This is a genomic window from Bradyrhizobium sp. CCBAU 45321 (genome assembly GCF_028128975.1).
Taxonomy (GTDB): domain Bacteria; phylum Pseudomonadota; class Alphaproteobacteria; order Rhizobiales; family Xanthobacteraceae; genus Bradyrhizobium; species Bradyrhizobium yuanmingense.
In genome coordinates, this window is record NZ_LFKZ01000107.1 from 17,281 (window position 1) to 37,113 (window position 19,833).

Consider the following 19,833-nt stretch of genomic DNA (forward strand, 5'->3'; position numbering starts at 1 on the left):
TTTCTGATTTGAGGGCCGCAGAAGGGGATGATTGGCGGGACGCGTATGCCTATAGAAACTCGATCCGGCGTGGAACGTCAACCTATCGATGCGATCAAGGCGATTGATCGCTTTGCACTATCGCATCCAGAGAGGGTTGCGCTGAGGTACAGGGCAGCCGAACTCACCTACGATGCGCTGCGATTAAGATCGGATGCCCTCGCAAGGACCTTACGAGCGCAGGGTACCTACGATGCGGTCGTCGGCTATTGGGGTGAGCGCGACCTCGACTGGGCGACAGCGGTAGTTGCAATCGTGAAAGCTGGATCAACGTACCTGCCGCTCGATTCGTCGTTGCCGGTTTCGCGTGCATCATTCATGATCGAGCAGAGCCGCTGCGCTCTGATTATTGGCCCACACCAGCTGGATTCGCTCGGCCTGTTCCAGCCGAATAGCAAGGGCGCCACGCCATTCATGCCGATGGAGGCGGCGTTACGACAGGGTCAGACTTCGTCTGTGGTGCCATCGTCAAGTGATAATGGGCCCGCCTACATTCTATTTACGTCTGGTTCGACCGGCCAGCCTAAGGGCGCAATGATCGAGCGCGCAGCCCTAAACAATCATTTGGCGGCAAAGATTGATGCCTTAGCCCTCTCTCGGACCGATTGCATCGCTCAGACGGCATCGCACTGCTTTGACATATCGCTGTGGCAGCTGCTGGCAGGGCTTTGCGTAGGAGGCTGTGTCGCGATTATTGATGATACGACACTGAGATCGCCGGTGACCCTCCTCAAAGCAATTCAAGGTAACGGCGTGACGGTTGTTCAATTCGTTCCCTCGATGCTTGCAGTTTTTGTTGACTATCTGCAGTCGCTTGCGGCGGTTGAGCGGGCTCTGAGCTTGCGAATCATTTCTACGGTCGGAGAACCCTTAACACCCGGATTGGCGCGCGCCTGGCTTGCCTTGTATCCCGAGGTCCCCATTCTTAACCACTATGGGCCGACCGAGTGCGCAGACGGAGTTACGCATCATCTGGTTTCCGTGCCGCCTGGGCTGGCTGACTCTTATGTTCCGATCGGCGAACCGATTTCGAACCTTGAGGTTTATGTCGCCGACGGACCGCGGCTGTGCAACACGGGCGAGGTCGGCGAAATCTGTGTTAGCGGCGTTGGTGTCGCTGCTGGTTACGTCAATGACGATGTCCGCACCAAGGATGCCTTTGGGCCAAACCCGTTCTCAAGCGACCCATCCTTTCAGCGCCTATACAGGACAGGTGATCTCGGGCGCGTTCGTTCTGATGGCCTTTTGGAATGTCTCGGTCGACGGGATCGTCAGGTCAAAATCCGCGGGCACAGAATTGAGTTGGGAGAAATCGAAGCCCGCCTCTCCGCGCATCATTTAGTGCGCGGCGCCGTCGTGGTCGCCTCCTGCGCAGGCGTAAAGCTTACGGCGAGAGATATAACGAGGGCCGGGGGGGAAGAAAGTGGCTCGAGACGCCTCTTCGCGTATGTATCAGCTCCGGCTGAACTGGCGCAAAGCGAGCTTCAGGACTTTCTTGCCGAAGCGCTTCCCACCTACATGCTTCCAGAACGGATCATTTACGTCGACGATATTCCGCTGACAAGAAACGGAAAGGTTGATTTTGGAGCATTGCCGGACCCGACCAGTGTCCGCCCTCTCTTGCCGACGCCATTTGAGGAGCCGCAAACAGAGCTCGAAGCCAAGCTGTGTCAGATCTGGTCCGCCGTTCTACGTATTGGGAACATTGGCGTGAATGACCAGTTCATAACCCTCGGCGGCGACTCGCTCCGGGCAATGCTCATATTGGGTCAGTTGCAGATCCAGCTCGGAGTGAGACCGGATTTCAGGCTCGTCCTGAATGGAACGATCCGATCTCTTGCGGCCTCGATCTCGGCCCAAATCGAATCCGAACCGTGCATAGCCCCGGCAACCGGAAAGCTTGCGCGATCGCCTCTGACGCGGGTTCAGGAGCACCTATGGTTTCTCTCGCAGCTCGATCCGTCTGCCCGGAACTACGTCATTCAAGGTGGAATACGAATTAGGAATCTCATCGATCTGGCCGCATTCAATCGCGCCTGGAGCGATGTCATTCATGCCCATCAGGCACTTTCGGCCCGCTTTATCGACGAGGACGGTCCGGTTCAGCTTTTTGAGGCTCCGCGATGCGCTCTTGAATTGACTGATGCATCTCATCTGACACCTCAGCAAGCGGAGGAGTTGGTCGCTGAGTTACGGCGAATGGAGCTGAACGGCAGCTTTGATCTCTGCCAAGGCCATTTGTTTCGCGCGCGCATGATCCGTTTTGGCCCTGACAATCATCTCATACTAATCACCGCTCACGAAATTATCATCGATGCCTGGTCGATCTCAGTTCTACTTAGGGACCTTCGGCAAAGGTACGAGGATGCCGCGGCGTTTTTGCCAGAGAACCGGGCGTCACTCTCGACTTACGCGGTCTGGGAAACCCAGCACGCTACCCCAGAGGCGCTGGCCAACCAACGGAGCTATTGGCGTGGTCAAATCGGTGATAATCCGCCGGTGCTTTCGCTTGGAACGGGACGCGCGCGGCCGCAGACCAATTCCTATCGCGGCACCTCGCATCCGGTGCTGCTTGATAGCGAGCTCTCCAATCAGATACGGGAGTTTGCGTATCGACATAGGTGCACCACCTCGACAACACTCCTGGCATGCTTCAAGCTGCTGCTGCGGATGTATAGCGGTCAGGACGATATTATCGTTGGCATACCGCACGTGGTACGAGATCAACCTGGCAGCGCTGATATTGTTGGCTTTTTCCTCAATATGCTGCCAATCCGCACCGCGATCGATGTCGAGCAGTCCTTTACAGCTCATGCCTTGCGCATCCATAGCTTGGTCAGCGATGCCATCGCAAATTCGGCATATCCTTTCGGCTGGATGGTAAGGGATACCCAGCTACATCGCGAAGCGGATCGATCGCCGATCTTCCAGGTCATGTTCAACATGTACTCCGAGGCCGCGGAGCCACATGGCCCACATGAGCTGGATCTGTCATTCCGCGAATATGACACCGGCTATGTAAAATTCGACCTGACATTGTACGCACAAGAGCAGGGCGACGAAATTGCCCTTCAGCTAGCGTATGCGGAAGACATATTTTCCAGCGATCTGATTCTTCGCATGGCAGAGAATTTACGCTGTCTGATTGCAGCCTGCATTGAGAAGCCGCTTGCGCCAATTAACGATCTGAGTTGCGTCAGCGCGTCAGATATCACGATGCTGGACTCGCTGGATGGGGCGGCGCAGCCATATACGAATGAATGTCCGCTTATTGAAGCGTTCGAGCAAATAAGTGCCTCCCATCCCAACCAAGTGGCGTATTTTGGTGATTTCGGTGAAATCACATTCAACCACCTGCGTGAGCGTGTAACAGCTATCAGGTCGCAACTGTTGGCTTCGGGCCTAGGGGCTGGTGATATGGTCGCCATGCTGGTCGACCGATCGCCCGACGTGGCAGCTGTTATTCTTGCCGCACGAGCATTGCAGTCCATTGTTGTCCCTATATCCCCCGATTATCCACGTGATCGCATCGGACACATCCTCCGAGATAGTCAGGCAAAGCTGTTGGTTCACGCAAATAGGTTCGACCTCGGTTTTGACATGCCGTCGATTTGTCTATTAACCTTGGGAGGGAGCTGCGCGCCAGCGCAGAAGCTTGAGCGCGACGGCACACCGCCGGCTCAGCGAATTGCAAGCCTTATATACACGTCATCTTCAACCGGAAAGGCGAAGGGGGTTCTTATACCAGAGTCGGCAATTCTCAATCGATTGCACTGGATGTGGCGACGCTTTCCCTTCGATAGTACAGACGTCATAGCTGTCCAGAAGTCCGCATCACTTGTCGCCTCCGCTTGGGAGTACCTTGGGGGACTTCTGAGAGGTGTACCCGCGCTGATCCTGACCCAAGAGCAGTTGCTGGATCCAGATCTATTGTTGTGCACGCTGGCTAGACATCGCGTGACACGCTTATTTGCCTCGCCGCCGCTTTTGTCCGGCCTCATTGCTTCCCAGGAACGGCACCCGCAACCGACGACCTTGCGGTTGGTTACAAGCAGCGCTGAACCGATGCCTTCCTCGCTCCCCGTTCGCTGGCGTGCGCATTTCCCGGACGTGCCCTTGTGGAACTTCTATGGTGCTACGGAATGTGCATCCAATGCAGCAGTCTATGATACGTCGGACCACGACGGCTCGTCGCTCGTCCCTGTTGGGCGTCCAATCGATAACGTCAAGCTCTACGTGCTCGATGCTCATTTGAAGAGAGTCCCTGTCGGAGCTTCTGGCGAATTGTGCATCGCGGGACGCTGCTTGAGCGCTGGGTACTGGCAGGATCAAGATCGGACCAACCGCTGTTTCGTACCCAATCCGCATGATCACGGACAATACAGCGTTCTTTATCGAACTGGCGATATCGCACGCATCTCAACCAGCGGTCTCCTCCAGATTTTCGGCCGCTCGGACAACCAGATCAAGGTTCGCGGCTTTCGTATCGAGCTGGAGGAGGTCGAAACAGCCCTCGAGTCACATCCGGCAATCGCAAAGGCTGCAGTCTTCGCAGAGGGCATGGATGACCAGCGTCGCTTGAGCGCAAGCGTGGTTCCGGCTCGCGAAAGTCTAAGTTCTGGAGATCTTGTCACCCACCTGCGCCAAACATTGCCATCCTACATGATTCCCTCCGCCTTCCGTTTGGTTGACAGCATCCCCCTTACGGCGAGTGGAAAGGTAGATCGAGCTCGATTGTCGTCCGTTCCTTACCGCGAATTCGGGCCTTCTCGATCTGCTGAACCTTGCACGAGGGAGGAGCTTATCCTTGCTGGGATCTGGCAGGATCTATTAGGCGCTAAGCGGGTCGGAATCGATCGGAGCTTCTTTGATATCGGCGGAAACTCCCTTCTGAGCGTGCGCTGCGTCACGCTGGCGCGCAAAGCGGGGTTAAATCTCACTGTCAATCAACTCTATCGAACACCCACCATCAGGGAATTGGCGGCAGCGGGAGCGGCGGTTACACTGCATAGCTCCCCTTCCGCAGATGGCTCATTGCGAGTTACCCCCGCAATCTCATCTTGGAACCGTCTTTCAGGCTTTGACGAGCATTTCAACATCGGCGATCTGTTCTTCTTGCCCGGCGTGGTCCTGAATATCACGCTCCTGGAGCGTGCCCTTACCCAGGTCATAGACAGGCACGAAGGCCTCAGACTCCGTATTACCCGAATCGACGATGGTCTACGCCTGACAATAAAACCTTCTGTGGCCCAACGCCTCGTTGAGGAAATCGATCTTGTCGGAATGACCGGCCTACAGCAGCGTGAGGCCATCGAAAGCATCTCTGCAAGACGTCAACATACCTTTCGGTTTGATGGCCAGACGTCTCTTGTTCACGTCACGGCGTTCCGCACATCGGAAAGGGGCGATTACTATCTGCTGGTCTTGATGCATCATTTTGTGGCGGACGGGATAGGCTATCGATTGTTCTTGGAAGCATTGGATGCGGCGTACAACGCCCTTGCCTCAGGCCACGCCGTGAGCGGTCCCGAGAGCATACAAACGCTCTCTGGATGGTTGAAGCGCCTCGAGCACTACGCTAACAGCGAAGCGCCAACCGAACTCAAATACTGGGAGAGCATCGACTACGATCAGTTCGATTTGCACGTCAGCGACACTTCATCGGGCGGCGCGAGCTTTTCGGAAGTGAGTGCGAGAGAGCTTTACTATGCACGTCTTGAAGGCCGCACGGATGAGGCGAACTGCCAAGCGCTTTGGGAAGATCAGGCCAAGTACCATTTCGAGATTGATAGAATCGCCACAGCTGATCTCCTCAATATTGCAGCCAGATCTGCGGACTGTCAGGACTTTGATGTCTTTCTTGCCGCCATATCTGGTTCCTTTGGACGCGTTTTCGGCAACTATTCGCTCTGGATTGATAGCCTTATTTCAACCAGAGGTCGGCTCTTTGATGATCTCGATCCATCTCAGATTATCGGGGTTGTCAGTGAGATGGTTCCGCTTCCCTTGATTCTCGCGAGATCGGAGCTCCGTGCCGATCGTGCTCGTTCAATATATCGCCAGCGCAATGCCATGCCCCGCAGCGGCATAGGCTTTCGGGCCATGAAATTCCTAAATCGAGATCCAGCCGTGCGGAGCCGGATCGATCGCCTGCCCTTACCCAAAATTGGATTGAATTATCGAGCGGGTTTGCAGCGCCACTTTCCACGACGTCTCCTAACCAAGGCACCTTCTCCACTCTGGATTGGCCAAGATGTAGATGAGGCGGCTGTGAAATACCTCTTTTGGTTCAGTGTCGGATATCGAGACGGCCGTCTACAGATCGATACGACGTACAATTCGACCAAGCTCGGCTATGAAATGACCCGCAATCTTTGCACGGTGTTGCAACAGGAGCTGTTGCAGACGATCAACGAATTCGGAAAAGTGGACGACGCAGTAATCCATGGATAATCCAGATACGGATTTCGCCGTCGAGAACGATCGCGATGTAATGCCAAGGAATAAGCAGCACATCAATCTATCGGACCCCAACCTTTCGAGCCTTATGCTGCGGCTCGCCATTCCGTCTATTATTGGCTTATCGATCAACGCGTCTCAGCAGGTCGTCAACTTTGTCTTTGTTGGCGCACTTGGCGTGCAGGCGATGGCAGCTGTCAGCATGACCTTGCCCATCGTGGTCTTGCTTACGGCAGTCGGACAGGGAATCGGGGTTGGAACAGCGTCGTTCATATCTCGTCATTTTGGCGCTGGTGACTACCTGGAGGCGAGCCGAGGCGCGAGCACCGCGCTCGCGCTCGCCGCGCCAATCGGCATCACCTTGACTGTCGCTTTGCTTCTAAACCTGCGAGGGATCTTTGTAACGCTCGGAGCAACTCCAACCATTGCGCCCATGGCGCTCGACTACGCGGCGACGCTTTTGTTCGGGTACACCGTGATGCTTCTAAACATGGTCAGCGGCTTCATCGTCAGAGCCGAGGGTAACACACGATTCAGCATGTGGACGATGATGACCGCCTTCATCCTGAACGCGGTGCTCGATCCGGTCTTCATATTCTTACTAGACTTGGGCGTGCGAGGCGCAGCCCTCGCAACGCTGGTATCTCAGATCGCAGCCATAAGCCTCTATATCGCGTATTTTATGAATGATCGCGGAACAGTCCGCGTCAGGGCATCTCACATCTCAGTGCGAGGAGATCGCATCAGACAGCTCGCATTCATAGGGGCGCCGGCGAGTATAACCAGCATTTTATCTGCCGTTAGCTTTATGCTCTTATACGGAGCTGCTGCGCCGTTCGGCGACGATTCGATCGCCGCCGTGGGAATAGCTGTGCGATTGCTGACGATCGGCGCACTGCCTGTCACCGGCTTCTGTATAGGCTCTCAAGCCGTCCTGGGTTTCGGTTGGGGCGCACGAGACTTTGCTCGCGTATTGAAGGCTGCGAAGTTGATGCTTTCGATGACTGTCGCTCTTTCCGTTGCCTATTCTGCGGCCATTGTGATTTTTGCCCGGCCCTTGGTCGGGCTGTTCAGTGATAGCGAGAATGTCACGAAAATTGCGGTCTCGACCTGCATCGTCTTCCATCTCTTTTTTGGGCTTTTTGGTATTCAGAGCGTCGTGACAACGATGCTTCAGTCGTTCGGGAGAGCACGACTCAGTGCAGTTGTTTCGTTGGCGAGGCAGGGATATCTCTTCATACCGGCCGTACTGCTGTTCCCGCTCATGTGGGGTTTCAACGGACTTTTGGCCAGTCAAGCAATCGCTGAGCTGGGCACCGGAATGATCGCGCTATTTGTCATGTTCCACCAATTCGCTCAGATCGGACGAGCGCTCCGGCACCCCGCTTCAAAAGCGATCGAGATCGCGGGTTGAGCTGACAACGGACATCATCGGGAATCCAGCGCATCGAGCCTACGTAGCCGAGGAGGCGTTGCGCTCCAAGAAAATGACGAGCGTAACCGGATTCGAGATCACCTGGGGGAGATGGTCCGCGGGACGGTGGAAGAGACACTGAACGCGATGCTGGAGGCCGAAGCGGACCAGCTGTGCGGAGCTGGGCGGTATGAGCGCAGCCCGGCCCAGCAGGACACGCGGGCAGGCAGCTACGAGCGAACGCTGCACACGAAGGCGGGCGACTTCAATCTGAAGGTTTCGAGACGGCGATTATCGAGCGCTACCGAAGGCGGGAGAGCTCGGTCGAGGAGGCGCTGATCGAGATGTATCTGGCCGGGATTTCGGTTCGGCGGGTCGAAGACATCACGGAGGCGCGGTGGGGCACCCCGGTCAGCCCGAGCACAGTGTCGAATCTAAACAAGAAGATCTATGCCAAGATCGAGGCGTGGCGGAATCGCAGGATCGAAGGCGAGCATCCGTATCTCTACCTCTACGGCATCGTGATGAAGCGCAGCTGGGGCTGGTGAGGGTCGCAACGTGTCGCTGCTGGTGGCCTCGGCGGTCAATGCTGAGGGGTTCCGGAAGATCCTCGGCATCTGTGAAGGCGCCAAGGGCGAGGACGGAAACCCGGCTCATGCGTCGTCGCCCAGGCTACGGATAATTGCGACCGCGCGATACTGCGATTCCCCGCCCAGCGTATCGACCGGAATGGCATGCGCGGCGGCGAGATGGAGCAAGTGCCCCACATCGGCGTCCTCGAAATCGCGAACCAGCAGCCGTTCCGGCACCCGCCGCAGCAGGGCGCGCGTCGCTTCGGCTATGCCGGGCTTGATCCGGTTGCGGTCACGCGTTCCGCTTTCCGCCAGCAACTGCCGCATCATCGCCTCGCATTCCTGTTTCAGCGCCGCTCGGCCGGCGCCGTGCCCGTCTACCGGTTGCGGTATCGCCGCAGCGGCCAACGGCGCGATCGTGTCCACGAAGGCACGTGAGAGATCAGCACCGGCATATTGCGGGTAGGTGACACAGGCGTGGAAATCGCCCGGCCCCACCGACGCGGCGTTGAGGATCGAGCGACTGACCAGGCCCGAAACGATGCCGTTCAGCAAGCCCGAGGCGATCAGATAATCATCCGCCGTCGCGGCGATGTCTGCCTGTCCTGCAGGGTCAGCGATCACGGCTAAGTCCGGTGTGAAGCCGAATGGCGCATTGGCCAGGGCCGCGCGAAGTTCGCCGGCAATCGCCCCCTTGCCGGTCCAGCCATCGACAAACACCGCGTCGCGCGGATCGTGCCGGCCGGCGATATGCGCGAGCGCCACGCGGTCGACACCCCGATCGCGGATAATGCTGATTGAATAATGGGCTGCGCGATGTCCGTGCGCCCGCAAGGTCCGCGCGAGCAAGACGCCGATCGGCGTCCCCGCACGCGCCAGCGAGACGATTACCAGCTCGCGCCCCGGCCTGCGTGCGGCGAGCTGCGCAGCGAGGGTGGCGACATCCTGCGCCAGGCGGGCACCGTTCCGCGCAAGCGCGGCGTGATAGAGGGATAGATAGCTGTCGTCCGGCACCCTCTCCGGCGCGATCATCTCCGAATAGTGGTGGCGGCCGGACTGGATCGCCGCTTCCTTTTCGGCGACGGAAGTCGGGGCCATTACCACTGGCTTGAGCAGGAAGGTGACGTCGGCCGGGTCGTAGCTGCCCGAGAACGGGGGCGCGACCTCAGTCCGCATGGAACATGCCGCCGGCCAGCTGCGAACGGGTGGGCATCATGGCGAAATCGCAAAGGCCCATGAAGGGCGCATCGGTGCGGCTGTCGCCGATGCCGATTACCGGCGCATCAGGGAAGCGTGCGCGGAGGCCGGGTAGGATATATGCCACCGCATGGGCCTTGCCCAGATAGGGTGGCGTCAGCGCCACGTTGTTGCCGTTGCGGTGGTCCGTCCAGCCCTTGGGCAAGGACGGCACGGCAGCGTCGACCACCGCAAAAAGTGCCGCGGCATCCGCATCTTCATGCTTGGCCACGGTGTAGAGCGGCAGCGCGTCCTCGACCAGCACACGGGCGTTGACCGCGATGCCGCGGTCGCGCGCCCTGCGCCTGATCGCCTCCGCCAGGCCAGCAAGCTGCGACGCGAAGGGCGCGGCGCGGTCGGCGATCGTCGCAGCCCAGTCCATGTCGACCTGACCGCTGTCATCCAGCACGACGCCGCCATGCGCGCACACCGCTGCGCGGAATGGAATGCGCGCCCGCCGCAATGCGTCCAGGCTGCGGGCGGTGACGGGGACGAGATGCGTCGTATCGGCCAGCCATTCCAGGAACTGCATCTGCCGCGGGGTCGCATAGCTCAGCGGCGATCCGTCGCGCGCGAAGCCCAGCGGCGTCAACCGGTCGGCCGGCAAATCGGGCGGGCATTTGCGCAGCGTCTGGAACAGCGTGTCGTCCAGATCGACCAGGGCGATGGCACGCGTCATGCCGTCCAGCCGATCAGTTCGGCACGGAGAGCGGCAATCAGCCCGGGGTCGATTGTCGCCGCGCCGGTCTCATGCGCGATCCAGTTCGCGCGTCCATCGGCCCGGTCGGCATTGTAGAGGTAATTGGGCACGCCCGTTCCATAATTGTCGGCAAAGCGGAGCTTGGTCGCCATCGCGGCACCGGGGAGTGCGGGGCTTCGGCCGGTCGCCTGCACGACGACATCATGCCCTTCTTCTGCGAGGCGTTCCGCCAGCAGGAAGGGGGGATAGGTGAACTCGCCGGTTCCGATGATCCGCAGTGGGCCGAGGATCTCGGGCACAGCGGTATCGGGTTCGGGCACGACGGGCCGGTCGAGTCCCAGCCGACCGAAATTGCGATGCGTCGCCATGCGCCCGAGTGAAGCGGCAGCGGTGTCGAACGCGCTGTTGAGCACCGTCGTCGTCTCCTGCGTCCACTCCATGCGTCCGCGCAGCAGCGCCGCGATGCACGTGGGACGCGGCATGCGTGCTTGCCACGCCTTGCCGGCCGACCAGTCGGTCAGCGTCGCTACCGCCATCGCTTCGATCCGCGGCCAAGCAGTGGCGAGCGCCTGGGCGAGGTTGCAAAGGGTCGTTCCTGTCGAGATCTCGTCGTCGACCAATACCAGTGATCGCGGCTCCGGAAGCGCCGGCCTGTAGATCAGATGCGCGGAGGCGTGGCTGTGCGGTTCTTCGAAGCGGCACAGCAACGGATGATCCAGTTGCTGTCGCGTCGAATGCAGGAAGTGGATGTCGACCCGGCCCGTTGCGAGGCGAAATTCCTCGTGCACCGTCTGGGCAAGGCACACGGCGGTCTCGGCCAGGCCGACGACGAGCACCGGCCCCGGCAGATCGTCAGGAAGCCGCGCCGCGAGATCGCGGGCGCTCTGCCGCATCATCTGCGGCGTGGCGGGCAAATAGCGCCCTAGAACGCGGGATACGACCAGGAACCCCCGCCGCGGATTTTCGCGCGCCGCAAACGCGCAAAGGCTGTCCAGCGGCCAGGCCGCCTTGTACACGGCGATATCGAGCCGGCCCGTAGCCAACTGGATCGACTGGGTCTTGTCGGCGGCAGTCAACATTCGCAGGTGACGCGAGCGATCATGTCGCGGGCTTGGCGGACCACGTCTGCGCGGCCAAGCAGCCGCGCTTCGTGCGCCATCTGCGGCTCAATGCCAAACGAATCGAGGAAGCTGAGCATCAAGTACGCTCCACAGTGCTTGAGCGACAGCTCGCGATCCCCACAACGGCGATTGCAGGATCTTGCGTTCTCGCCTCGGTGATGTTTGCAAGACGACGATCGGAATGAAGGGTAAAGCGAGAGCGGATATTGAATTGAGGGTATGTCCCTCGGATTCGAGGGTGCATTTTAGCCGCAACTTCTACATCGAACGATGCGACGTACCTGCCGCCCCAAATTTCGATGATCTCCTTCAAAGGGCACGCTAGGCGCAGCTTCCTCTTGGTTATTATTTGCGCGCGTCTAGCCATTGATAAGCAATCCTGACGCTGTCGTCGTTTTCGTGGAGAACGTTTGCATGTTGATACCTGACGCGCTTTTTGGCGTCGGCAATTTCGGCGGCGGTCAGCATGATTGAAGGCTCCTCCGACATGCTTCGCGCCGACTGCTAATCAGTGCGCCGACTGCTAATCAGTCTCGCGAGATTAGCTGTCACGGTTGTCTGGGGTTACTGTCAAGTCTGGTAGTAGTCGAGCCCTTCGAAGAACTTGACGGTAACCGTAGCTTTGATAGTTTCTCGCGTCACCGATGGTTCGCCAACCAACACGCTGAACTTCACCCCGTTTTCACTGGACACCCGCGTTAGCCGGAGGAGCTAGGCCTGGTCCTAGGCATACGCCTATGTCTGAGATGTTTTCGAAGGTGGAAGTCAAGACCGGCGTTGCCGTGCTGGCGTCGGTTTACGATGGCTTCCACGGAACTTTCATCCAGCGCCGGTTGGAGGTTGGTACGCCAAGTGACACGGGTGGAGCAACGGACGATCGGCGGAGCTGGTCGACCCGATAGCGATTTCGCAATCGATGCGAAGAAGGAACCAACATATGGTCGCGTCTTTGCGCGGAGTTTCCATTTCAGCTTTCCTGGGATCGATCGCATGGATGCGATTGTATAGACCATGAGCCGTTTCCATATTGGCCCGCGCGTCGATGCTTTTCGCGACGTTCTCGCCTTCACTGGCAGCCACTGGAGCTGGCAGCCGGCCCGGGTCGCAATTATCATGATCGCGATGTTCGCCTGCACATTGGCTGACGTGCTGACGCCGCTCTATACGGGCCGGCTGGTCGACGCAGTTGCGAACGGAGCTGCAACGGAGGCCGTCGCATGGCATGCCGCGCTTGCCGCGTTCTACATGCTGGTTGGGCTCGCACTCGGAGCCATTGTTATGCGTCACGTTGCCTTCACCTGCATCATCGATCTGACGCTGAAGATGTTGTGCGGCATCTCGAGCGACGCATTTGATCGGGTCCAGCGCTTTTCGACCGATTGGCATGCCAACGGTTTCACCGGCTCGACGGTACGCCAGATCACGCGCGGCATGGGCGCGCTCGACCTATTGAACAGCACGATCCTCATCGCGTTGTTCCCCTCGCTCATCATGCTCATCGGTTCGGCCGTGCTGCTCGGTTGGCACTGGCCGATGATGGGCCTTATCATTGCCTGCGGCTCTCTCGCCTATGTCGGATTGACGATCACGTTATCACTCAGATATATCGCGCCGTCGGCGAGCCTTGCGAACAGCTGGGATAGCAGGCTTGGCGGCGCGCTCGCCGACGCGATCAGTTGCAACCCGGTGGTCAAAGGCTTCGCAGCCGAACAACGGGAAAACGAGCGCCTCGCAAAGGTCATCGCGAAGTGGCGACGTCGGATGCGTCGGAGCTGGGTGCGTGGAGCGATCAGCGGCACGATGCAAGGCGTAACTCTGCTCGCGCTCCGGGCGGCGGTGATCTGCTATGCCTTGCTTCTGTGCTCACGCGGCCAGGCAACCGCGGGCGATATCGCCCTGGTGCTTACCTCTTTCTTTGTGCTGCAGGGCTACCTGCGCGACGTGGGCATGCACGTCCGCAACGTGCAGCGCTCAGTGAATGATATGGAGGAGCTGGTCTATATCCAGAGCCAGCCGCTCGACATTGCTGATTGTCCCGAGGCTAAGCAGATCCGGATCATGAAGGGTCGCATCGATTTTAAGAAAGTCCATTTCCACTATGGAAATGATGGATTGCCGCTCTTCAGGGACTTCTCAGTGTCGATAAAGGCCGGCGAACGGGTCGGTCTGGTCGGCCCCTCCGGCTCCGGCAAGACCACATTTGTGAAGCTCATCCAGCGGCTTTACGACGTGAACGGCGGTCGGATCCAGATCGATGAGCAAGACATTTCGAAGGTGACGCAGGCTTCGCTGCGCTCTCAGATTGCGGTTGTGCAGCAGGAATGCCTCTTGTTCCACCGAACGCTAGCCGAGAACATAGCTTACGGCCAGCCCGGCGCCAGCCAGGCCGAGATTGAGGAGGCAGCACAACTCGCCAGCGCGCATGAATTCATCGCGCGCCTGCCGAAGGGTTATGGTACGCTGGTCGGTGAGCGCGGCATAAAGCTTTCCGGTGGCGAGCGCCAGCGGGTGGCGATCGCGCGCGCCTTCCTTGCGGACGCGCCGATTCTAATTCTGGACGAGGCAACCTCGAGCCTTGATACGGAGTCGGAAGTGCTGATCCAGAACGCGATGGAGCGGCTAATGGTCGGGCGCACCACGCTGATCATCGCGCACCGGCTCTCGACGGTGCGCGCGCTCGATCGGCTACTCGTCTTCGATCGCGGCCGTATCATCGAGGAGGGCGACCACGCCGCGCTAATTCATCTAAACAGCGGCATCTACCGCCGTCTTTTCGAGCGGCAGCGCTGGAGCGTGGCTAAGGAGCTGCTTTGAGGCCGATGCGAAAGGGTCGGATGAGGCGTGATTCACTCGTTTTTGCGAGGGATCTCAACGGTTTTGTGAGGCGCGGCGACGGGCTCGTGAGTCCGCGGTATGAGCTCCCACGTCCGCGGTCATCAACGTGCGTGGCGGATCCTGCATCCACTATCGGCGCAACGCCTCGACGGCTCCGCTGGGATATCAAGGTGAGAGCCACGGAGAAAGTCCTCGGTCTCGCGGCCGCTTCGCGACGGTCCGAGCAGCGGACGGCTCTGATCGTCGCGACTGTGCCACAGGATGAGCTTCAAAGGAACTCCTTGGTGCATTGAGGCGCGAAACTAACCATGGTGCAGCGGTTTCGCCCGATCCGCATCCCTGTGACGCTCGCTGCCTTCTTCGCGCATGTCGTGTTCCCGACTGTTCGATTGGTCGTGTTCGCAACGTGATGGTCGAGCGGCCCGCTGCACGTGCCCTGTCAAGCTGCAAATGCTGCGCGCGGTTGGCCCGAGGCTTGCGTCTCCTGCGTTCTCGGCAGCAGCAGTTGCTGACCGGCAAGAGTGCGAAAGGAGAAAGCATGGAAAGCGATGTATCAGCCTATGGCGTGAACGAATTGACGAAGCATGTGCGACTTCGGGAGGTCACGACGTGATGCCGCCCCACTGTCACCCCGGTGATTGGAACGTCCCAGGCTGCCCGGAGCTCAATAACTAAGCGCAAACATTTTGGCGAGCCGGTGAGCGGTACGCGATACCGTTCACCGTCTCATTTCAGTCCGATGAAATTACAGACGTAGTGAAGTGGACCCTATGCTGAGGACCACCGGGTCTGGTTTCTTAAGTGGAGCTTGCTGCCGTTCGTTCTTGCCAATACTTTACGCTATTGACCGGCTCGCTGTTGTCCTCAATGTTGCGAACCCGGTCTGTGACGAAGCTCCCCTCCCTCCATTGCCCATTGTTCTGCCTTCACCCACGAAGATCATTCACGAAACCCGCAATGCACTCAATGGCGTGGAGAATGCGATTAAGAACCTGCCCGGCGGTCAGCTCATCAAATACGAGCCAAGCAAGATCTTAGTAGAGAAGCAGCTAGCCGAAATGGAAAATCTCAGCACAAAACTTGAGGATCTCCGTTCGCGAATTATGGTGCTGGCGCGCGTTTCTGCCGACACGGCTGGAATCATTGGACGACTAAATGCGATCGTGAACGATCCTGGTTTCTCTCGTCACAATATTGCAGTGGATGCTTATCTCTTGCAGAAGTACACGGCAATCGCGAGCCCGACGACTCAGGACGCGGTAAGGAAAGTTGCTGCGGTCGAACCAAAAAACGCCTTCATCAATTTCGTGGCGTACGGACCAAGCCCTGAGATGGTCGGCTTGATTCTCGACAAGTGTCGCACAGAGGACCCGAAGGACGTAAGGCCGCGTTTCCAGTGGATTTGGGAGCGCGCTGACAATGACGCGAGCGATCCACCTCGCGACACTATGTATTGGGACTGTCTGTTTGCCGCTAAGTTGTACAAGGGGGGCGCTGTTCAGAAAGTGTCACTGCCAGAGCTTCCCGGCATGATCGAACTCTATAAGGCGGAACAAGCCGCATTCGACGGCGCCAAAACTCGCGCCGAGGAAGGTATCGCGGCGATTAATGCGTTAATCAAGAAGCCAACCGTGGGAAATGCTTTAGACGCCGCCACAACGCTGCAAGAAATCCCGCGGGAAGCGGTAGGCGGTGCCGCCGCGCAAGGGGCCGCTGCTGTAACGGGCGGCGTTGTTGGGGGCATTGCAGGAAAGAAGGCGGGCCAGCAAGCTGGCCAAGCAGCAGCAACAGTCACCAAGACCATGGCGAATCCTGGTCCGGCGGTTCGGAGAACTTTTAAAAGGGTCTGTCCGCGATGTTAAAGTGGTGCACGCTTCGCGATTGGCGCGACGCGGATATGCTTAGCCATCGCTGATGTGGCGCGCCAAGTATGTCTCGCAGATGCGCGCGAGTGCATTGCCTTGCGGCGACCGGTTCGGATTTGCATCGCCCGGCTTACGCGGCTGGATCGCAAGCTTGATCGCCCGATCGACCGTCTCCCATTGATCGCCGTACAGTATGAACGTCATGTCGCGGTATGGGGACCGGTCGCCATCCGGCAATTCCGGCATCGCTTCCAACTCGCCGACGCCGACGGACAGCCGCGACAACTCGCTCTCGGTAATGCCGGTTAGCGATAGTTCAAAGCCGCCTTCGAGGAGGTCGTTCAATTCGAGCCGCAGCATCTCGTCATCCCAATCGGAGGCGTCGGTCAGCCGATTGTCCGCGATGACATAGGCGCGCTTCTGCTGATCGCTCCAGCCGCGCGCGACGATGACCGGCACCTCGGCGATGCCGAGGAGCTTGCCCGCCGCCAGTCGACCGTGACCGGCTAGAACCATCCCGTCATCCGCCGCCAGGATTGGCATCGTCCAGCCCCATTGCCGGATTGACGCGACGATTTGCTGAATTTGCTCGGGCGAGTGTCGCCGCGAATTCCGCTCATAGGGCCGCAGGCGCCCGATCGGCCACAATTCCACGGCGGTCTTGTCGATCAAAGCGTCCATTCAATGCCCGGGTTTTTTGGCCGTTTCCCGGCGTTCTAAGCCACAATCAAAGCCCGAAACCGTCGCAGCGAGATATGCCGATGGTGCGCGGTCCCGCGATCCCGCCCAACGAGGCAGGCCTCAAAGTACCTTAGAATTTCCTCCTCGCACGGCCAGTTGGGTTCGCGATAGGCTTTCCGGCCAAAACGGCTAGCCGAAGGCTTTGATTGCTGGGCACTTTCTGATGGGTACGCGCAATCGACGCCAAGATTAGGCCCGGCGGGGTATTCACAGCAGATCGGGATTCTTGACGAAAAACCCGTTAAACTGAAAAACAGGGAAGTCGATTAGCTTGGGCTCTGGCTCCCAAGGATCATTGTAGTATAATGTGTTCGCTTCCAGACCAGTTAACACGATTACATGCGGCTCCCCTGACGGCAGATGCAGCGCAGCCCAGATCGGCCCTCGTGTTTCCAACGTCTCAGCGATAAAATCGCGCGTGAATCCGTCAACTGGCTCTACGAGCCTGTCTAATCCTTCGCTGCGCGCCAACCAGTCAAACTGGTAACCGTTGAGGCCTACGTCGGGCCTCCACACGGAAGGCAGACCCAGCCGAGGCCCCTGGCGAAAGAAGTACGACACCATACAAGCGGAGGCATACCAACAAGCGTTTTCCCCGTGCGCCCGCATATTTCCGCAGTAGTCTGGTCGCATGATCGGTTGGCCATCGTAGCCACATTGTTGGCCCACAAGCGGAACATTCAATCGTATGTCTTGCACCTTCATCTCCTAATTGATGGCGATCTATGCCGAGCAACGCAAATTGCATGCCGAACGGTTAATCGCAACTATCAAGTCCGCCGACAACATCTTTGCTTCCGGTCCGAGGCACAGCAGGCGGAGGTCGGGACCTCGGCGCCCGCACTTTATCCTATTTGGCTCGGCAGAGCGCACTCGTGCCAACGCTCGGTGATCGCCGAAGCGACGGCGAGCCGAATGGCGACGCAGTCACACACCTGAAATATGCAACGGTTAAAGTGAGAATAACTGCCATGGAGAGTCGTTGTGGCATGTGCTTTCTCTCAGTGGCTCAGCCACTACTCCAGTACAATGAAGCTGGACGATGTTGGTCACTTCGCTCGGGAACGAACGCTGATTGTGCACGACATCGTCTGCACATTCATTCATCCCTGTGGAGACCGGCATGATCTCGCCGCTGTGCTGCTCGACGCAGGCCTGCTTTCGACGGCAGCCGAGCATGACTTGGTTGGACTTGCATTGTCCCGAAACCTCGAGAACTTCCTGCTTGGTGCGCCGCTGTTCCTCGTCAATCCGTTAAGTCAACACCTTATCTTGGGTCAGAAGTTCGAGTTTGCCCAGATCGCTCCCCCGACCTTTGCGCCGTTGCTGGATGCCTTGGCACTGCAGGCTAAAGCTTGGCGAGACGGCCGGAGCGCGACATGATCACAGGCATTTCACATGTGGCGGATAGCGCAGCGCCGGCTGAGACTCAGCGCGCAGGTGACCCAACGGCTGTGCGGGTTCGGGATCGAGACAGCACCAGCGGGCCGCCCACGCTGACAGATAACCAGCGAGCGGCGCACGAAAGCGCATCCGAACAACTTTCGATGGCCTATGAACTTGCCAGAACGGGGACATTGCACTCTGGAAACTCACTCGCCGAAGAGGATGCTGCTGGGTACGCCGAGCCTCTGCTTGACGACAGCGTATCGCCGCGACCTGATGCGGACGCAGGGACGGAGCAAGGTGCTTTCCCTGCTGGCCGCGCCCGATGGTGGCGTTGGACGGCCACGCTGGCCGCGAATGGAGCGCTGGGGGCGTTCGAGACCTTTGCGGGTCGCCTCGTACAGGGGACGGTGCAGGTGCTTTCCGGTCGCCCGGAACAGCCACAACAGGTCAGCGATACGGCGATGGCAGCACATGCTGCGGTCAACATGGCGATGGGATTGATCGCGGGTGCAAGAGCGGGCGTGCACACATGGTGGGCGACCGGTAATTGGGAGGCTTATCGCAGAGGATTTCAGGGAGAGCGGTCGGCGCCATCAGCGGCCCTCGCGACGGCGGGAACTCCCGACGTGCCCGCAAGCCAGCTGACACGTCTGTTGCCCAGTCTGGCGGCAGCCGTTATGACCTTCGGCTTCGCTGCGCACACGGGCGTGAATGCTTTTGGGCACCTTGGAAGCTCATCGCATAGCAAGGTCGATGCCTACAAAGCGGTGGTTCAATCCAACGCCAACACAGCTTACTGCTACACCCGTGAGGTCGCAAACTTCGTGGCTTATGCCTTCCAGCTTGTTTCGCACGATGCCCTGCTGAACCTGCGGGGAGCAGCAGCCAGTTGCGCGCAATACGGCGTCAACTCCTTAATACAACAGGCAATACAGGGAGAATTGAATGGTCGTGGCCAAGCCGGGGGCTTCGATCTCCGCTGGCCAGCCATCTCCGCTGTGGCCGAGGCCCTCGACGTTGCCGTTACTTGCGCATCTGCTCGTCTTGCCGAGCCCGACAGGCCCGTGACAATTTGGCGTGGTCGTCGAGCCGAGGAGACCTCGGCCGAGGAAGAACCGCCGTCAAGGCTCACTGTCGTTGACGCAATCGACCGGGTGACACAACGCGCCGTTGGTCGGCAACTGGTTGGAGAACTCTCTCAGGTCGTCCCGCAGGAGCTGCATCATCCAAAGATTGGACCAGTGTTTGCTACGGGAACGCATGCCCGCGAGCTCGCCTGGCAAGCCGAACGCGCTGGTCGTGGCAGTGGCGCCAGTACGGCCCCCAGTGATCTCGAGGCGCCACCGTCCGTCGGGGCATCGCCACATGCAGGCCGCTCGGGTTCGCCGACGCCGCCGCAAGACAGCACCGAACTCTCCTCGCTTGGAGAGTTGAATCCACCGCCTCCAGACGTCGCTGGGCG

General features: G+C 59.0%; 13 protein-coding genes and 1 pseudogene. 7 read left to right on the forward strand and 7 right to left on the reverse strand.

All coding sequences use genetic code 11. From position 1 onward, the window contains the following. Positions 1-69 precede the first annotated feature (69 nt). The 3 genes and pseudogenes from ACM43_RS12545 to ACM43_RS12555 form a co-directional block, all read left to right on the forward strand. Positions 70-6,492 (forward strand): non-ribosomal peptide synthetase, encoded by a 6,423-nt coding sequence (locus ACM43_RS12545; protein WP_244429412.1) that lies wholly within the window; start codon positions 70-72, stop codon positions 6,490-6,492. Further along, a complete protein-coding gene (locus ACM43_RS12550; protein ID WP_271540338.1) occupies positions 6,485-7,912 on the forward strand; it encodes an MATE family efflux transporter in 1,428 nt (475 codons plus the stop codon). The genes ACM43_RS12545 and ACM43_RS12550 overlap by 8 nt, the downstream gene beginning before the upstream one ends. Positions 7,913-8,023: 111 nt before the next feature. Beyond that, a pseudogene (locus ACM43_RS12555) lies at positions 8,024-8,545 on the forward strand (transposase); the annotation flags it as partial. A 20-nt stretch (positions 8,546-8,565) separates the two neighbouring features. Here the strand turns inward: ACM43_RS12555 and ACM43_RS12560 are convergent. From ACM43_RS12560 to ACM43_RS12580, 5 genes are all read right to left on the reverse strand, one after another. Continuing rightward, the gene (locus tag ACM43_RS12560; protein WP_074448338.1) at positions 8,566-9,660 is read right to left on the reverse strand and encodes a cysteine protease StiP domain-containing protein; all 1,095 of its coding nucleotides are present in this window, start codon (positions 9,658-9,660) and stop codon (positions 8,566-8,568) included. Beyond that, positions 9,650-10,399: a hypothetical protein gene (locus ACM43_RS12565; RefSeq protein ID WP_028344164.1), complete on the reverse strand. Its 750-nt coding sequence runs from the start codon at positions 10,397-10,399 to the stop codon at positions 9,650-9,652. Before ACM43_RS12565 ends, ACM43_RS12560 begins: the two co-directional genes overlap by 11 nt. After that, entirely contained in the window at positions 10,396-11,499 is a 1,104-nt protein-coding gene (locus tag ACM43_RS12570; protein ID WP_036031477.1) for a phosphoribosyltransferase domain-containing protein, read from the reverse strand. Before ACM43_RS12570 ends, ACM43_RS12565 begins: the two co-directional genes overlap by 4 nt. Continuing rightward, on the reverse strand, positions 11,493-11,618 hold the full coding sequence (locus ACM43_RS12575; RefSeq protein ID WP_259245253.1) for a hypothetical protein: 126 nt from the start codon (positions 11,616-11,618) through the stop codon (positions 11,493-11,495). The genes ACM43_RS12570 and ACM43_RS12575 overlap by 7 nt, the downstream gene beginning before the upstream one ends. Before the next feature lie 268 nt (positions 11,619-11,886). After that, complete coding sequence (locus ACM43_RS12580) at positions 11,887-12,009, reverse strand: hypothetical protein (RefSeq protein ID WP_257187504.1); 123 nt, start codon at positions 12,007-12,009, stop codon at positions 11,887-11,889. Positions 12,010-12,552: 543 nt separating this feature from the next. Here ACM43_RS12580 and ACM43_RS12585 point away from each other — a divergent pair. Both ACM43_RS12585 and ACM43_RS12590 read left to right on the forward strand, forming a co-directional pair. Further along, positions 12,553-14,355 (forward strand): ABC transporter ATP-binding protein, encoded by a 1,803-nt coding sequence (locus ACM43_RS12585; RefSeq protein WP_271540349.1) that lies wholly within the window; start codon positions 12,553-12,555, stop codon positions 14,353-14,355. A gap of 791 nt (positions 14,356-15,146) precedes the next feature. Further along, complete coding sequence (locus tag ACM43_RS12590) at positions 15,147-16,238, forward strand: hypothetical protein (protein WP_157786060.1); 1,092 nt, start codon at positions 15,147-15,149, stop codon at positions 16,236-16,238. Between the two features lie 39 nt (positions 16,239-16,277). On the opposite strand, the gene ACM43_RS12595 is transcribed toward ACM43_RS12590, so the two are convergent. Together ACM43_RS12595 and ACM43_RS38920 are read right to left on the reverse strand one after the other, a co-directional pair. Then, the gene (locus tag ACM43_RS12595) at positions 16,278-16,922 is read right to left on the reverse strand and encodes a ParB/Srx family N-terminal domain-containing protein (protein ID WP_050996266.1); all 645 of its coding nucleotides are present in this window, start codon (positions 16,920-16,922) and stop codon (positions 16,278-16,280) included. Between the two features lie 267 nt (positions 16,923-17,189). Further along, complete coding sequence (locus ACM43_RS38920; RefSeq protein WP_081493083.1) at positions 17,190-17,687, reverse strand: papain-like cysteine protease family protein; 498 nt, start codon at positions 17,685-17,687, stop codon at positions 17,190-17,192. A gap of 324 nt (positions 17,688-18,011) precedes the next feature. On the opposite strand from ACM43_RS38920, the gene ACM43_RS12600 reads away from it, so the two are divergent. Then, entirely contained in the window at positions 18,012-18,365 is a 354-nt protein-coding gene (locus ACM43_RS12600) for a hypothetical protein (protein WP_271540354.1), read from the forward strand. Further along, the coding region (locus ACM43_RS12605; protein WP_271540356.1) for a hypothetical protein at positions 18,362-19,833 on the forward strand (1,472 nt) is incomplete at its 3' end. The genes ACM43_RS12600 and ACM43_RS12605, both read left to right, overlap by 4 nt.

Excerpts from the sequence above, each read along its gene's own strand:
- ACM43_RS12550 (WP_271540338.1), top strand. The coding sequence starts at position 6,485 with ATGGATAATCCAGATACGGATTTCGCCGTCGAGAACGATCGCGATGTA.
- ACM43_RS12560 (WP_074448338.1), bottom strand. The coding sequence starts at position 9,660 with ATGCGGACTGAGGTCGCGCCCCCGTTCTCGGGCAGCTACGACCCGGCC.
- ACM43_RS12565 (WP_028344164.1), bottom strand. The coding sequence starts at position 10,399 with ATGACGCGTGCCATCGCCCTGGTCGATCTGGACGACACGCTGTTCCAG.
- ACM43_RS12570 (WP_036031477.1), bottom strand. The coding sequence starts at position 11,499 with ATGTTGACTGCCGCCGACAAGACCCAGTCGATCCAGTTGGCTACGGGC.
- ACM43_RS12575 (WP_259245253.1), bottom strand. The coding sequence starts at position 11,618 with ATGCTCAGCTTCCTCGATTCGTTTGGCATTGAGCCGCAGATGGCGCAC.
- ACM43_RS12580 (WP_257187504.1), bottom strand. The coding sequence starts at position 12,009 with ATGCTGACCGCCGCCGAAATTGCCGACGCCAAAAAGCGCGTCAGGTAT.
- ACM43_RS12585 (WP_271540349.1), top strand. The coding sequence starts at position 12,553 with ATGAGCCGTTTCCATATTGGCCCGCGCGTCGATGCTTTTCGCGACGTT.
- ACM43_RS12590 (WP_157786060.1), top strand. The coding sequence starts at position 15,147 with ATGCTGAGGACCACCGGGTCTGGTTTCTTAAGTGGAGCTTGCTGCCGT.
- ACM43_RS12595 (WP_050996266.1), bottom strand. The coding sequence starts at position 16,922 with ATGGACGCTTTGATCGACAAGACCGCCGTGGAATTGTGGCCGATCGGG.
- ACM43_RS38920 (WP_081493083.1), bottom strand. The coding sequence starts at position 17,687 with ATGAAGGTGCAAGACATACGATTGAATGTTCCGCTTGTGGGCCAACAA.
- ACM43_RS12600 (WP_271540354.1), top strand. The coding sequence starts at position 18,012 with ATGAAGCTGGACGATGTTGGTCACTTCGCTCGGGAACGAACGCTGATT.